Source organism: Streptococcus sp. 2022WUSS037 (assembly GCF_044427225.1).
In the GTDB taxonomy this organism is placed as follows: Bacteria; Bacillota; Bacilli; order Lactobacillales; family Streptococcaceae; genus Streptococcus.
Genome location: NZ_JAOTGJ010000023.1, coordinates 1 through 13,047, shown reverse-complemented (window position 1 = coordinate 13,047; position 13,047 = coordinate 1). Strand labels below are relative to the sequence as shown.

At 41.5% G+C, this 13,047-nt stretch carries 12 protein-coding genes, 16 tRNA genes and 1 rRNA gene; 1 reads left to right on the top strand and 28 read right to left on the bottom strand.

Annotated elements, in window-relative coordinates:
- Positions 1-84 precede the first annotated feature (84 nt).
- The 5 genes from ODU55_RS08380 to ODU55_RS08360 form a co-directional block, all read right to left on the bottom strand.
- The gene (locus tag ODU55_RS08380; protein ID WP_398582525.1) at positions 85-858 is read right to left on the bottom strand and encodes a hypothetical protein; all 774 of its coding nucleotides are present in this window, start codon (positions 856-858) and stop codon (positions 85-87) included.
- A gap of 1 nt (position 859) precedes the next feature.
- The gene (locus ODU55_RS08375) at positions 860-1,735 is read right to left on the bottom strand and encodes an ABC transporter ATP-binding protein (RefSeq protein WP_398582524.1); all 876 of its coding nucleotides are present in this window, start codon (positions 1,733-1,735) and stop codon (positions 860-862) included.
- Positions 1,736-1,761: 26 nt separating this feature from the next.
- Positions 1,762-2,499, bottom strand: a complete 738-nt coding sequence (locus ODU55_RS08370) for a hypothetical protein (protein ID WP_398582523.1) — start codon at positions 2,497-2,499, stop codon at positions 1,762-1,764.
- Positions 2,500-2,610: 111 nt separating this feature from the next.
- Positions 2,611-4,026, bottom strand: a complete 1,416-nt coding sequence (locus tag ODU55_RS08365) for a sensor histidine kinase (protein ID WP_398582522.1) — start codon at positions 4,024-4,026, stop codon at positions 2,611-2,613.
- Complete coding sequence (locus ODU55_RS08360) at positions 3,972-4,706, bottom strand: response regulator transcription factor (RefSeq protein WP_398582521.1); 735 nt, start codon at positions 4,704-4,706, stop codon at positions 3,972-3,974. The genes ODU55_RS08365 and ODU55_RS08360 overlap by 55 nt, the downstream gene beginning before the upstream one ends.
- 111 nt (positions 4,707-4,817) lie before the next feature.
- Here ODU55_RS08360 and ODU55_RS08355 point away from each other — a divergent pair, with 111 nt between their 5' ends.
- Positions 4,818-5,159 (top strand): hypothetical protein, encoded by a 342-nt coding sequence (locus ODU55_RS08355; protein ID WP_398582520.1) that lies wholly within the window; start codon positions 4,818-4,820, stop codon positions 5,157-5,159.
- A gap of 177 nt (positions 5,160-5,336) precedes the next feature.
- Here ODU55_RS08355 and recO read toward each other — a convergent pair whose 3' ends face one another.
- The 23 genes from recO to rrf form a co-directional block, all read right to left on the bottom strand.
- Positions 5,337-6,101, bottom strand: a complete 765-nt coding sequence (gene recO, locus ODU55_RS08350) for a DNA repair protein RecO (RefSeq protein WP_398582519.1) — start codon at positions 6,099-6,101, stop codon at positions 5,337-5,339.
- Positions 6,088-7,266, bottom strand: coding sequence for a pyridoxal phosphate-dependent aminotransferase (locus ODU55_RS08345; protein WP_398582518.1), 1,179 nt, complete (start codon positions 7,264-7,266; stop codon positions 6,088-6,090). Before ODU55_RS08345 ends, recO begins: the two co-directional genes overlap by 14 nt.
- 343 nt (positions 7,267-7,609) lie before the next feature.
- Positions 7,610-8,578, bottom strand: a complete 969-nt coding sequence (locus tag ODU55_RS08340) for a ribose-phosphate diphosphokinase (RefSeq protein WP_398582517.1) — start codon at positions 8,576-8,578, stop codon at positions 7,610-7,612.
- A 102-nt stretch (positions 8,579-8,680) separates the two neighbouring features.
- A complete protein-coding gene (pcsB, locus tag ODU55_RS08335) occupies positions 8,681-9,937 on the bottom strand; it encodes a peptidoglycan hydrolase PcsB (RefSeq protein ID WP_398582516.1) in 1,257 nt (418 codons plus the stop codon).
- A gap of 84 nt (positions 9,938-10,021) precedes the next feature.
- Positions 10,022-10,537 carry a rod shape-determining protein MreD gene (gene mreD / locus ODU55_RS08330; protein WP_029186667.1) on the bottom strand — a complete coding sequence of 172 codons (516 nt, stop codon included), beginning with the start codon at positions 10,535-10,537 and terminating at the stop codon, positions 10,022-10,024.
- A complete protein-coding gene (mreC, locus tag ODU55_RS08325) occupies positions 10,527-11,363 on the bottom strand; it encodes a rod shape-determining protein MreC (protein ID WP_136628817.1) in 837 nt (278 codons plus the stop codon). Before mreC ends, mreD begins: the two co-directional genes overlap by 11 nt.
- A 59-nt stretch (positions 11,364-11,422) precedes the next feature.
- Positions 11,423-11,510, bottom strand: a tRNA-Ser gene (locus tag ODU55_RS08320).
- Between the two features lie 12 nt (positions 11,511-11,522).
- A tRNA-Ile gene (locus tag ODU55_RS08315) sits at positions 11,523-11,596 on the bottom strand.
- Positions 11,597-11,627: 31 nt separating this feature from the next.
- A tRNA-Phe gene (locus tag ODU55_RS08310) sits at positions 11,628-11,700 on the bottom strand.
- 15 nt (positions 11,701-11,715) lie between these two features.
- A tRNA-Met gene (locus ODU55_RS08305) sits at positions 11,716-11,789 on the bottom strand.
- 10 nt (positions 11,790-11,799) lie between these two features.
- Positions 11,800-11,889, bottom strand: a tRNA-Ser gene (locus tag ODU55_RS08300).
- A 7-nt stretch (positions 11,890-11,896) separates the two neighbouring features.
- Positions 11,897-11,970 (bottom strand) — tRNA-Ile (locus ODU55_RS08295).
- A 16-nt stretch (positions 11,971-11,986) separates the two neighbouring features.
- Positions 11,987-12,060, bottom strand: a tRNA-Met gene (locus tag ODU55_RS08290).
- A gap of 12 nt (positions 12,061-12,072) precedes the next feature.
- Positions 12,073-12,146 (bottom strand) — tRNA-Pro (locus ODU55_RS08285).
- Positions 12,147-12,193: 47 nt separating this feature from the next.
- Positions 12,194-12,267: transfer RNA gene (locus ODU55_RS08280), tRNA-Arg, on the bottom strand.
- Between the two features lie 18 nt (positions 12,268-12,285).
- Positions 12,286-12,369, bottom strand: a tRNA-Leu gene (locus ODU55_RS08275).
- 7 nt (positions 12,370-12,376) lie between these two features.
- Positions 12,377-12,448 (bottom strand) — tRNA-Gly (locus ODU55_RS08270).
- A gap of 12 nt (positions 12,449-12,460) precedes the next feature.
- Positions 12,461-12,533 (bottom strand) — tRNA-Thr (locus ODU55_RS08265).
- A gap of 14 nt (positions 12,534-12,547) precedes the next feature.
- Positions 12,548-12,629 (bottom strand) — tRNA-Leu (locus tag ODU55_RS08260).
- A gap of 3 nt (positions 12,630-12,632) precedes the next feature.
- A tRNA-Lys gene (locus ODU55_RS08255) sits at positions 12,633-12,705 on the bottom strand.
- 45 nt (positions 12,706-12,750) lie between these two features.
- A tRNA-Asp gene (locus tag ODU55_RS08250) sits at positions 12,751-12,823 on the bottom strand.
- A 2-nt stretch (positions 12,824-12,825) separates the two neighbouring features.
- Positions 12,826-12,898 (bottom strand) — tRNA-Val (locus ODU55_RS08245).
- 23 nt (positions 12,899-12,921) lie between these two features.
- A 5S ribosomal RNA gene (gene rrf / locus ODU55_RS08240) occupies positions 12,922-13,037 on the bottom strand.
- Between the last annotated feature and the right edge of the window lie 10 nt (positions 13,038-13,047).

Here is a 13,047-nt window from a genome sequence, read left to right as displayed (position 1 = left end):
ACGATTTCAGCTTTTTTCCTATTATTGAAAATAGCAGAGCAAAACAAAAATCCCCCTTCTCTCAGCAAGAAAGGGCATAATACCTTAAAATTCCATCTTTTTAAAATACTTCAAAGTCAGATAGGCTAACACCGTCGAATAAACCAAGGTAACCAAAATAGATGTTCCTAAAGTTGAAAACAGGCTTGCTCCTTCATACAAGGCATCGAGGTTCCCCAATGGAAAGAAACTAGCCAAACCAAATATACCTAAAATACTTGACCCCAGTGAGTAACCAAAGGCAACTGTCATGGTTGCCCCAACTCCTGAATACAAGGAAACACAAGCAGCCAGTAAGACACAAATCAACATATCTAACATGACACCGAGGACACTTTGGACAAAAACTACATTCTCCACTGTTTTTATATGATCCCAGAAAGTCAAGGTCGCATAGTCCATATGTCCAAAGCGTGTGTAGTAATAAACCACCATCACCAATAGAAAGATTCCTGTATAGATGAGGACAATCGTTGCTAGACTCAAGACTTTGGCCCAAAAGATGTCCTGACGCTTGATATCCTTATAGAGAAACATAGTATGACTATCTGCCTCACCCTTGAAGACCGTATAGGTTAGATAGAAAAGGGCTAAAATCGGGAGAACAAAGTCACTAGCAGTTCTAAAGGTTACACCAGTTAGAGTAACGAATGAGAAAAGATAGTCACCCATCACATGTGGCACCATAAAGTTGGAACCTTTTGGTAAAAAGGTTGCAACCAGAACCATAGTTGGAAAGAGGAAGGCAAAGGCAAGGAAAATCTTGGTTTCCTTCCTCTTCCAAACACTGGCAAAAACAGGTTTAAAAATTGCTAACATACTATTCACCTCGACTAAAAATTTCTTTCAAGTGGTTTTCTTTTACATGGAGCTTGCTAATCAAGTTTTGACTAGCTAGGTAGGCTAGGACAGCATTGAGTTCTCCACTACTTGCCTGAGTGGAAATCTCTAGGACATCCCCATCCAGAGTAATCGTCTCTGTCAGATAAGCTGAGAGAGCTTCCTTATCTGCTCTGCTATCAACCTCTACCAAGACACTAGGAGCTGACTGCCCAGCAAACTCATCTGCCAACTGTCCTTTTTCGATATAGACATAGCGCTCACAGAGAGCTTCCAACTCGCCAAGCTGGTGACTGGAAATCAGCATAGAGATATTGCGTTCCTGTGACCAAGACTTGAGAATATCAATCAACTGTTGGACACCGACAGGGTCCAAGCCCACGAATGGCTCATCCAAGATGAGGAAGTCTGGCTCTGCTACCATCGCAATAGCCAAGGCCGTCCGCTGTTTCATACCAAATGAGAACCCTTTTGGTTTACGGTTGCGAGCCTCCCACAAGTCTAAGAGCTTAAGGGTCTTTTCAATATTTGGAAACATCTCTGTCCTACCATGCAAAGTCAGGTAAAACTTCAAATTATCAATAACCGACATCTCTGGATAGAAAACAGGGTCAATCATAATCCCAAAATCCTTGAGCAAGTTATCTGCCGTATGAATATCCACACCATTATAGGTAATGGTTCCTGTTGTCGGCTTGAGGGATTTGGCCATCAATTTCATCAGAGTTGATTTTCCGGCCCCGTTTTTACCGATAAGGCCGACGATTTCACCTTTTTTAATCTCCAAACTCACATCTTTCAATGAGTAAAAGTCATTTCCAGCAAATTGTTTTGATAGGTTCTTGATTGTAAGCATTGTTATTCTCTCTTTCTTAGGTATCTTTAATATTCAATTTTTTCAAAATTCTTGCGTGCAGAACGATAGGCCAATCCAAAATATAGCAGGATCAAACCTAGACTGATAGCAAAGGCAAGTCCAAATGGAAACTGTCCAGCCAGTTTGGTCGCATAGGTCTGTGGGAAAGCATAACGAAAACCATTTAAGAGTGGACCTACTTGAGCAAAAAGGTTAAAAAGTACCCCTACCAAGACAGCCATTATGGTTGTTCGCTTAATGGATACTGCCGCTACCAGACTGATTAAAATCAGATTTAAGCCAATCATCGTCAAGATATAGAGCAAACTATATGTAGCTTGATGAGCAGGAAGCCAGTGAAAACCATACCGAGGAGCAATGGTAAGGACATAGGTCAGGCTAGCGATAAGAACTGTCCCTAAGAAGTAAATCATATAGACAGCAAAAAGACTGAGTAACTTGGCATGAAGAATGCTGGATTTCTTGATATCCTTGTAAAGAAACAAGATTCCAGAACTAATCTCATCGCGAAAGACCGACGATACAATAAAGCCCATGATTAAGGCTGGCAAGACCATCTGGAATTGCAACTCCAAAGCCGACACGATAAAGGAAAGCCAACTACTTGTCACATCTGTGTTGATTTGAGCTTCTCCTATCCCAGACAAGCTAGTTACCAACAAGGGTAAGAAGGCAAAGGCTAAAAGAATATTCACATCACGTCTTTTAAAAACGGATTGAAATACTGAAGGAAACAGATTCATAATTTAACTCCTTAGGACTTGATTTGTTTTACAAAAAGAGTATACCCCAAAAGAGCAATAAAAAATGACCACTCTAATGAATGGTCGTTTATTTGTCATGAACGGTAAATGTTATATTTCAACCGTCTGTGGCACATGTAGTTCTTGACGGAATCGAAAAGCCTGACTAGTCGTCACCAGTCTAATAGATGGATAGTGTGACAGGATTTTCTGCACATTAGCCAAACCAATCCCTCGCCCCTCTCCCTTACTGGATTTTCCATAAGAAAAGATAGATTTTGTTTGAAGCCGTTCTTCCGCAGTGCTATTTTCAATGATAAGGATTTTTTCACCTTGGTCTTCAAAATAAGCCACAAGCAGACTCTTCTCAGCTGACAAACTGGCTGCCTCTATGGCATTGTCTAAAAAGATTGATAGGATAGTCACCATATCCAGCAATTCGATTCCCACTGGAGCGGTACTGGCTTCTTCTATCTCAACGGTCAGCTGAATCCCCCGACTTTGAGCTTCCATCAGCTTAGCCGATAAAATACTTTTCATCGCAGTATTATCCAGATGAGCTAGATTTCCAATATCATAGGCATCTTGATAAAATTTCTGGTCTGTCCCTGCTAATACCGTTTGATAGATAGCCTTGATTTCACTGATATCTTCCTGCTTGATAGCTTCATTGAGACTAACCAAGATATTGGTATAATCATGTCGAAAGCTTCTAATATCCTTATACAGGCTTTCCACATGCTGACTGTAGTCTTCTAAAGAAGATAATTGAGCATCCTTTACTTCCTGCAATTCCTCAGTCAACTGCTCTTTTAGCTTGGTATTGAGGAAAAAGAGACTACCAATAAAATAAGCAAAATAAATCTTAATAAAATCTAGAACAACCAGGCTATCTCCAATACCAATCGACACTGACATGTCTGTTTCCCCTACTGATTGCCCAAAAACGAGCAACGCATGCACCACGACAACATAGAAGAGCATGGAATAAATTAGGTTCTTGAGACTCTTTTTAAACTTAGGGTAGGCAAAGACCTTCTTCATGTGCTGAAAATCAATTCCCAGCAAACGAATAAAGGTCCGATAAAAAGGAACAAAAAGTAAGAGAACCACTACCACAAAGAGAACATCAAGCCATTCCAGATTCATCTGCCATAGTTGAAAGGTTGTCCACTTAAGCTGGTAAATCCCAAAGGTTCGCTGAAATAAATCAACTAAGACAAAAGGTGCCAAACCGTAGAACAAGGATTGAGACCAAGTCCAAGACCGCTGAAACACCAAGAGATAGACCAGGAAATAAAAGGGTTCAATGTAAGAAATACTGTCTGGAAAAAGAATGAATAATCCCGAGAATAGACCTGAGAAAGCAAGCAATCGCCACCATTTCAAGCTCAGCTGACTCAACTGATTAAACACTCCAAGCTTGATAAACCAGTCGATGAAGGACACTAGAAATACTAAACCAATAGCCATCATTTCCCAACCCTCTCCAGCAAACCTTTCAGTTTCATTCGAGAGACCAAGCAAGATTCCTCCTGTTCAAAATACACCATCCTCTCCACAGCATCCACACGAAGAATATTAGCAGGATTGACCACATAAGCCCGATGGCTCTGGTACAAGCGTTCATCCGTTTTAGCAATATCTGACACCTTGCCATAAAACTCCGTATGACCTGACTTGGTTGTCAAGACGACCTTATGAGGCGTTGAGGAGGTTTCAAAATACAAAATATCTGAAAAAGGAACTTGAATCTGAGAAAAATCACTCTTGAAAACAAAAGCATCATCGCTCACAGTCTGACTGATATGACTATAAGCATGTTGGAGAACATCTGCCACCGCTTCCTTAAAGGCAGGCTCATCCAACCCCTTATCAATAAAATCAAGAGCTGACACACGGTATTTATAGGTCAAAGGCATAAATTCCGAATGCGTCGTCACAAAAACAATCACAGCATGCGGATCACGCGCCCTTATCTCCCGTGCAATCTCCATCCCTTTCTTCTCCTCACCCCTAATCTCAATATCTAGGAAAAAGAGCTGATGATTTCCAGTCTCTGTCACAGCCTCAAGTAACTGCTGAGGTTTACCAAACACTTCCAAGGTCTTGTAGGCAACGTCACTCGTTTTTACAACTTCCTCAATCGCCTGCTCCAACCTAGCTTGTTGCATAAAATCATCTTCCAAGATAAAAATCCGTAACATCTCATCCCCCATTCATGACAAAATAAAGACTGTTCATGACAGCTCCACCCCATTTTCTCTAAAATTTCCTATACTAAGATATATCAAAGAAAAGAAAGGAAAGGAACCTACATGATTTATATCCTAAAACCATTCTTCTATCCAAACACGATAGAAAGGATTTTAAACCAACTTGGGCGACCCTTCCAAGTCAAACACAAGGAAGATTTTCCCGTCGCCCATCAAATTAACTACTATTTTATCATAAATACCCCTCAAAACATATTCTGGGATGGAATGAAGGTAGCAAAAACCATTCGCCAGCGAGATGACACTGGACAGCTCATCTTGATTGATGAAGAGCCTGACTACCAAGTCTGCTTCCGAAGCCACCTCTCCTTCCTAGCTGTCCTGACACCACTCCAAGCCCAAACAGAATTAACGGAATATCTACAAAACAGCCCTCTCCATTGAGAAGGCTGTTTCTATAGTCGAATGAATTAGCTTTCAGACAAGGAACTGAGGCGCAGGCTGCTAGAACAGCCTCTAGGCTGTTCTAGGTTGGAGATAAGACTTGCGAAGCTAGTTACTTTCGTAGAGTACGGCAAGATGAAAGTGACGATGTATCAAAGTTAATTCAAATGACTATATTTATTCTTCTGATTTCATAATCTTCCCCCAAGAAGACAAATCATCTATAAATTTCTTGGATTTCAAGTGAATCCCCACATATTCCTCGTACAGCTGGTCAATAAAAAGCCGTAATTTTCGCTTCATCTCAGGCTTGATGGAGATGGTTTCCAGCTCATCAAAGGAAATGGTCTGAAATTGATTAAGCAAATAGGGTACATTGGGATCCAGATAAGCCCGTCGCTCATCTTGTTGATAGTGTTGCGGACACAAGACACCGCTGTACTTGTAGGAATAGTCAAAAGGCAAGCCAACCCGATGACAAAAAGCACACTCGTGAAAATTCAGACTGACGCCAAATCGACCCAAGAGCTGAATTTCAAAGATATTGGTCAGAACTTCGTAGTCCAAACCCGACTCCATCAAGTCCAAGGTCTTGACAAAAAAAGCAAAGAGAGCTGGATCATAAACCTTGTCCTGCAAGGCCGCATCTGCCAAAGCTAAGATGTAGGTAGCATAGCTGAGCTTGAAAATATCGCCGTTAATAGTCTTAAAAGGTTGCACCTGATGAAAATCTTCGATATAAGACAGGCCGTCATCGTTGATTTTGACGATAAAATCCGCATAGGTCAAAGGCTGGATAGAAGCTACCAGTTTGGACTTAGAAGCATGTTTCACGAAAAACATTCGCTTGCCAGCCTTCTCTGTGAAAATCTTAACCAGCTTGTCATCTTCCCGAAAATTCCGATTATAAAGGACTAATCCCCTGGTTTCAATTCGTTCCATTTTCTTCTAGATATTCCTTCAAACGAGCCATGGCTGTTTGAATTTTCTCCATACTTGCTGCATAGGAAATTCGCACATAGCCTTCTCCATATTGACCAAAGGCCGCACCTGGAATAAAGGCCACCGCTTTCTTTCTCGCAAAGTCTTGCAAGAAGCTAAAAGAATCTTGATTGTAACCCGCAGGGATTTTGGCAAAGATGTAAAAAGCTCCATCAGGCTTGATAATTTTAAAGCCTAAGTCCGTCATCTTCTCGATGATGTAATCCCGACGCTTGACATACTCCGCTCGCATCGGCAGAGCATCATCCTTACCATTTTTCAGGGCCTCAACTGCACCATACTGCATAGCAGTTGACGCCGCTGTCACAAGATACTGATGGCTCTTGATAATTTGAGCAATGATGGGAGCCTGACTCATAATCAAGCCAATCCGCCAACCTGTCATAGCATGGGACTTGGACAACCCCTGAATCAAAATAGTCTGCTCTGGCAAAAATTCCGCAATCGAAGTATGAGGCTGACCAGTATAAGTCAACTCCGCATAGACCTCATCTGATAGGACAAAGACAGGATACTTACGCAAGACATCCGCAAAAGCCTGAATCTGCTCACGTGAGTAAGTCACGCCCGTTGGATTGGCAGGATAATTGAGAATGACAGCTTTTAGCTTATCCCCTTGGGTAATAATCGCCTCTTCCAACATCTCAGGTGTCAACACAAAATCATTTGCCGTTGTATCAATTTCAACAATGTCTGCTCCCACCATATTGACAATCGGTTCATAACCAGGATAGGCAGGGGCAGGTAGAAGTACCGTATCTCCAGCTTCCAAAATAGCAACTAAACTGGCTGACAAAGCTTCTGTTGCACCAATCGTAGAGAGGATTTCATTTTCTGGATTGTAGTGCAAATTATATTTTTCAGCCACAAACTCAGCTGCCGCTTGGCGCAACTCCAAAAGACCAGCCATACCAGTATAATAACTCTGGTTGGCATCGATAGCAGCCTTAGCCGCTTCTTTAACATGGTCAGGCGTTGTAAAATCAGGCTCTCCCAGAGTTAATTTTAAAATCCCTGGGACATCTGAAATTGACTGATCAAACTGTCGAATCATGGAAACCTCAATCCGATCCAAATTCTTATTAAAACGATGACGTAAATCCATAACAGCACCTCCTAAAATCATAATCGTATGTGAACTAAAAAGCTAGTGATTTAGATATAGTCATTTGAATTAACTTTGATACATCGTCACTTTCGGCTTGCCGTACTCTACGAAAGTAACTAGCTTCGCAAGTCTTATCTCCAACCTAGAACAGCATCTAGGCTGTTCTAGTAGCTTGCGCCTCAGTTCCTTGTCTGAAAGCTAATTCATTCGACTATATATCCCTTGAAGTCCTACCAACTTCCACACAGGCTTCCTAAAATCATACACTTTTCTTAACGTTCTCATTACTTACATAAAAACATTATACCAAAAAGAAGAGCCATCAGGCTCTTCCAACTTATTATTTAGCAATTCTAGTTTCAAACAATGGAGACAATGGACGTTTTTCATGAATACGAATAATAGCATCCGCTAATAAATCAGCCGTTGAAATATGCTCAATCTTATCTATTAAGCGTTCTTGGGGAATTTCAATGGTATCCAAAACAACCAACTGCTTAATAGCAGACTTACTAATATTATCCATGGCTGGTCCTGACAAAACAGGGTGAGTACAAGATGCATAGACAGCCGTTGCACCTGCTTCTGCCAAAGCATCTGCCGCATGACAAATGGTTCCAGCAGTGTCTATCATATCATCGATCAAGATACAAGTTTTACCCTCAATATCACCAATAATATTCATTACTTCAGACGTATTCATCTTATCAACACTACGACGCTTATCAATAATCGCGATCGGTGTTTTTAAGAACTGAGCTAATTTACGAGCACGTGTTACACCACCATGGTCTGGCGATACAACCACATAGCCGTCACCGACCATACCACGACGTTCGAAGTAGTCAGCGATAAGTGGAGCCCCCATCAAATGATCAACAGGAATGTCGAAGAATCCCTGAATCTGCGCAGCATGCAAATCAATTGTCAACAAACGATTGACACCCGCTGTCTGCAACATATTAGCTACCAATTTTGATGTAATTGGTTCCCGTGCACGAGCCTTTCGGTCTTGGCGTGCATAACCATAATAAGGCATTACTACGTTTACTGATTCAGCAGATGCACGTTTAAGAGCATCAACCATAATCAAAATTTCCATTAAATTATCATTAACTGGTGAGCTAGTGGATTGAAGAATATACACATGAGTTCCACGAATTGATTCTTCAATATTCACTTGAATCTCACCATCTGAAAATTGACGAACACTTGATTTTCCCAGAGGAATTCCTATTTTTTTCGACACCTGTTCAGCTAACTTCTGATTTGACGAAAGAGCGAACAATTTTAAGTCAGTAAACGCCATGACAGCCTCCTATATATTTCTACCTTTACTATTCTAACCCTTTTTCCTTCATTTTTCAAACAAAAATAGAGCGCAAATCCACACGCTCTATTTGAAAATTTCTTAATATGGAGGGTAAATGTAGTAAACTGCTCCCTCAGAAGTCGTTGTTGGATTGAAATAACCACCACGATGGTTACCAATATAACGACGACCCATGTAGTTTGATTCAACAACTTGGATACTTGTTGAAGATTGAACAGCCGTAACAACCGCTACGTGCCCATAATAACCACCTGTCCAAACAGCAATCGCACCTACTTGTGGAGTAGAACCTATACTAAAACCTTCAGCACGTGCTGATGCTAACCACTGCTTAGCATCTCCCCAGTAAGGACCAACCCATGAAAGTTGAGATTTAACTCCCCAAGTACACTCACCAACTGGATAAGATGAAGCATCATAACGCGCATTATTTGCTGCCGCTGAACTACCTGAACCTGATGATGTAGACGTTGTAGGTGTGCTTACCGTTGGTGTAGATTGTGATACTGTTTGAGTAGGAGCTGCAACCGTTTCAGTCACTGTAGTTTCTACTGGCGTTGACACGACTGGTGCTGATACTGAAGCTACTTGTTGCTGTGCTAGAGCTGCCTGTTGTGCTTGATACTCCGCTTGACGAGCTGCCGCTTGACGAGCTGCTTCTTCTGCAGCTGCCTTTTGCTCCAACAATGAATTTTTCTCATCTTCAGCAGTAGCTTTCTGCACAGCCAAATTTAACTTAGCAGCTTCCAATTCAGCCTGACGCACTTGCAATACTTGAGCGTCATCTTCCAATTTTTGGCGATTAGCTGCCAAAGTAGTGATTGCCTCTTGGTTTGCCTTTTGTTTTTCAACAATTGCTTCCTTATCAGCTTTTTGTTGTTCCAACATACGGTTATTAGCTGAAACAATCTCACGCATTGCATTAACACGTGAAACAGCGTCAACGATTGATTTTGAATCTAAAATTGTATTGATATAGCTTGAAGCAGAGCCATCAACTTGAGCACTACGCGCCTGCTCCTTTAAAGCACCATCACGTGACACAATATCAGCTGACAAACGCTCAATATCTGCCGCCAATGTCTGCGATTCTGCTTCCAAACGAGTATTTTCTTCTGTTAATTTCGCCTGTTCACTAACAATTGCATCAACTTGTCCTTGAATAGCATCAACTTGTTGTTGAGCTTCAGCTTGTTGTGCTGTCAATTCACTAATCTGTTGATTTTTTGCTGCAATCTGACTATCTACATCATTCGCGTTAATTACAGTCATATATTGTACATTTGATAAAGCGACTGTACTTAACAACAATGTAGCTAAGATTTTCTTCTTCATAAGCTAAACTAACTCCTCTATTCTTTCTGACTCTCTCATTTTATCAAAAAAATTGCGTAAGTATATTACGCAATTATTACATTTCTATGTCTTATTTGTTATTCCAAATAAACGCTCAAATAACGGCTGTAGTACGAAAAATAAGGCCAAATTGAATAGTAAACTTGGAAGTAATTTATTAAAAACAAAGATAAACACAGACAAGTTTGTTATATGAAAAATACGAGCAAATGAATAACTAATAAATTCAAATTGAAAAATAGCTACTAGTAAAATCAAAATATTAATTCCTCGCTTGCTGACAGCACTTTGGAAGAAGAAATAAATGCAATACAAAACTAAAGGAAGGGTTGTAGTAGCAATACCAATCAGATTAAGATAACTAATATCATATACCAAACCTAGCAAAGTAAATATGAATAATGAAAAACCAAGAGACACATAGTTAGCATAAAAAATAGCTAACATAAGTACCAAATGACTTGAAATAGTAAATAATCCAACCAACCAATTTGTTACCAACGTTGAAATCTGTCCATCAAGTAATAAAATAAAGAACAAGATGGGAAACATAAATATTTCTATCATTTTATTGCGCATTTGTTTGACCTACCACTAAAACCGAATAAATGTTTGAAAAACTAGCTGTCGGCTCAACATATACTTCTCTATTTAAACTGTTACTATTTGATTTAACCGATAAAACTTTACCAATTTGGACATTTGCCGGAGTCGCACCAGCCAAATCACTCGTTACAACATTGCTACCCACTGCAATTTCATCAGCTGAGTTCAACTGATTAATGATAAAACTATTTGTATCTGCATCATAGCCTGATAAAATACCATAAATTTCTTTAGAATCAACAGAAATTTTCACAGGCAACTTCGTGAATTCATCCGAATTCGTAAATAAGGTAACAACCGCCGAATCTGAACTCAATGAACTCACGATGCCAACTAATCCACCATTAGCAACCACAAGTGCATTAGATGTCACACCACTAGTCTCACCAATATTAATTGAAATATGCTCCGACCACGATGAAGGAGTCCTCACTAAAACTGATCCTGGAATAAGTTGTTTTTCAGGAAAATCAGATACCACACCTAAACTGCTACGAAGCGATGCATTCTCTTCTTTCAAGCTAGTATTTTCAGCAGCCATCCCTTCAAGGCTCATAATAGCTTCCTTTAACTGTTTATTTTCCTCGTAAGCGTTCATCAAATCTGTCAAGACATCTTTCTGCTCAGAAAAAAATCTAGTAGGTACTGAAATAACCGATTGAATTGGCGTTACAACAACACTAACGATATTATTTAAATATGGTACCTGTAACCCCTTAGAGAAAGTCACAAACAAAAGAGAAAATGACAGTAATAAAAAGATAGAAACAACTACTACTAATTTTGAAAATTTATTCATAATAGACCCTCACCAAGATACAATAAAACGAGAATATCAAGCGATAATCTCGTTCACTACGGAGAATAAGGGATTCGAACCCTTGCGCCAGTTACCCGACCTAACGATTTAGCAAACCGTCCTCTTCAGCCTCTTGAGTAATTCTCCATCAATATAATATGGGCACGAGTGGAATCGAACCACCGACCTCACGCTTATCAGGCGTGCGCTCTAACCATCTGAGCTACGCGCCCAAGATAATAAACTTGGACAAAGTTAAATTAATGGCGCGAGACGGAATCGAACCGCCGACACATGGAGCTTCAATCCATTGCTCTACCAACTGAGCTACCGAGCCAAATTCTTAAAGAAATTGCGGGAGCAGGATTTGAACCTACGACCTTCGGGTTATGAGCCCGACGAGCTACCTAGCTGCTCCATCCCGCGGTAGTAGAAAAGGAGGATGTGGGATTCGAACCCACGCACGCTTTTACACGCCTGACGGTTTTCAAGACCGTTCCCTTCAGCCGGACTTGGGTAATCCTCCAATAATATGGACCTTGTAGGACTTGAACCTACGACCGCTCGGTTATGAGCCGAGAGCTCTAACCAGCTGAGCTAAAGGTCCAGCAAACAAGAGTATATAGCGGCGAAGGGGATCGAACCCCCGACCTCCCGGGTATGAACCGGACGCTCTAGCCAGCTGAGCTACACCGCCAAAATAATATAATCGGGAAGACAGGATTCGAACCTGCGACACCTTGGTCCCAAACCAAGTACTCTACCAAGCTGAGCTACTTCCCGATACTATTAAAAATAAAGCTCCCCTAACGTCTCCATTAAGCGAGTGATGCACCCTAGAGGATTCGAACCTCTAACCGCCTGATTCGTAGTCAGGTACTCTATCCAGTTGAGCTAAGGGTGCTAACTATTATAATCTTCATGCCGAGGACCGGAATCGAACCGGTACGATGTTGCCATCGCAGGATTTTAAGTCCTGTGCGTCTGCCAGTTCCGCCACCCCGGCCTCTCAAAGCGAACGACGGGATTCGAACCCGCGACCCCCACCTTGGCAAGGTGGTGTTCTACCACTGAACTACGTTCGCAATCTTTCCTAATGCCGGCTACATGACTTGAACACGCGACCCTCTGATTACAAATCAGATGCTCTACCAACTGAGCTAAGCCGGCCTATTTCTATTCTATGCGGGTTAAGGGACTTGAACCCCCACGCCCGAAAGCGCCAGATCCTAAATCTGGTGCGTCTGCCAATTCCGCCAAACCCGCATATGACTCGTGCTGGGCTCGAACCAGCGACCCATTGATTAAAAGTCAATTGCTCTACCAACTGAGCTAACGAGTCTTTCCTTATTTAAGTCACTTGAAACATCACACTGTGATGTTTCAACGGTCCCGACGGGAATCGAACCCGCGATCTTCGCCGTGACAGGGCGACGTGATAACCGCTACACTACGGGACCTATGGGAGTTAACGGGATCGAACCGCTGACCCTCTGCTTGTAAGGCAGATGCTCTCCCAGCTGAGCTAAACTCCCAAATGGAGATCTCTCTCCAACTTGCTAAGCGACTACCGTATCTAACAGGGGGCACCCCCCAACTACTTCAGGCGTTCTAGGGCTTAACTGCTGTGTTCGGCATGGGTACAGGTGTATCTCCTAGGCTATCGTCACTTAACTACTGAGTC

Coding starts and splice junctions, on each gene's coding strand:
- ODU55_RS08355 (WP_398582520.1), top strand. CDS start 4,818: ATGATTTATATCCTAAAACCATTCTTCTATCCAAACACGATAGAAAGG.
- mreC (WP_136628817.1), bottom strand. CDS start 11,363: ATGAATAAATTTTCAAAATTAGTAGTAGTTGTTTCTATCTTTTTATTA.
- pcsB (WP_398582516.1), bottom strand. CDS start 9,937: ATGAAGAAGAAAATCTTAGCTACATTGTTGTTAAGTACAGTCGCTTTA.
- ODU55_RS08360 (WP_398582521.1), bottom strand. CDS start 4,706: ATGTTACGGATTTTTATCTTGGAAGATGATTTTATGCAACAAGCTAGG.
- ODU55_RS08345 (WP_398582518.1), bottom strand. CDS start 7,266: ATGGATTTACGTCATCGTTTTAATAAGAATTTGGATCGGATTGAGGTT.
- ODU55_RS08375 (WP_398582524.1), bottom strand. CDS start 1,735: ATGCTTACAATCAAGAACCTATCAAAACAATTTGCTGGAAATGACTTT.
- ODU55_RS08340 (WP_398582517.1), bottom strand. CDS start 8,578: ATGGCGTTTACTGACTTAAAATTGTTCGCTCTTTCGTCAAATCAGAAG.
- ODU55_RS08380 (WP_398582525.1), bottom strand. CDS start 858: ATGTTAGCAATTTTTAAACCTGTTTTTGCCAGTGTTTGGAAGAGGAAG.
- ODU55_RS08370 (WP_398582523.1), bottom strand. CDS start 2,499: ATGAATCTGTTTCCTTCAGTATTTCAATCCGTTTTTAAAAGACGTGAT.
- mreD (WP_029186667.1), bottom strand. CDS start 10,537: ATGCGCAATAAAATGATAGAAATATTTATGTTTCCCATCTTGTTCTTT.
- recO (WP_398582519.1), bottom strand. CDS start 6,101: ATGGAACGAATTGAAACCAGGGGATTAGTCCTTTATAATCGGAATTTT.